A 525-nucleotide genomic window follows, 5' to 3' on the forward strand; every position below is an offset into this window, starting at 1 on the left:
TCAGAACCTTGCCCGGCTCCTCGTATTTGGGAATGAAGTCGGCGTCGCGCGTCGCCACATAGGCGCGCATGGCGTTCTGCTGCTCGACCGCGGCGGCCAGAACCAGGTCCGAGGTCTTGAACATCTCGGCGGAGGCGGCGTTGGCGGCGTCGGCGCGCTGCAAGACCGTCACGGTCCACAGGACCACCATGGTCGCCGCCCCGCAGGCCGCGATCACGGCGGCGAAGGACAGCATCAGCTTCTTGGGCACGGACAGGTTTTGCAGCATTTTCTACGCTCGGGGGGATGACTGCTGTCTTCCTAACCTCGCGCGGTTCGCCAAAGCCTTAGCGTTTCACCCCGGAAATCTACGTAGGCGAAATCGCCGTTTCTCAGAGCGCCTTCCACACCACCGACAGGGCGGTCAGCAACAGGTAGACGGCGAAGGCCCTTCTCAGCACCCTACGATCAAGCCGATGGGCCAGCCGCGCGCCATAGGGGGCGGTCAGGGCGGTCAACAGCCCCATGATCACCGCCGCCGGGACG

Annotated in this window: 1 pseudogene; it reads right to left on the reverse strand. The window is 65.0% G+C overall.

What is annotated here, in order from left to right:
• A pseudogene (locus HX774_RS19380) lies at window positions 1-268 on the reverse strand (methyl-accepting chemotaxis protein); the annotation flags it as partial.
• Between the last annotated feature and the right edge of the window lie 257 nt (window positions 269-525).

The organism is Brevundimonas sp. P7753 (assembly GCF_013386595.1).
GTDB classification, from domain to species: Bacteria; Pseudomonadota; Alphaproteobacteria; order Caulobacterales; family Caulobacteraceae; genus Brevundimonas; species Brevundimonas bullata.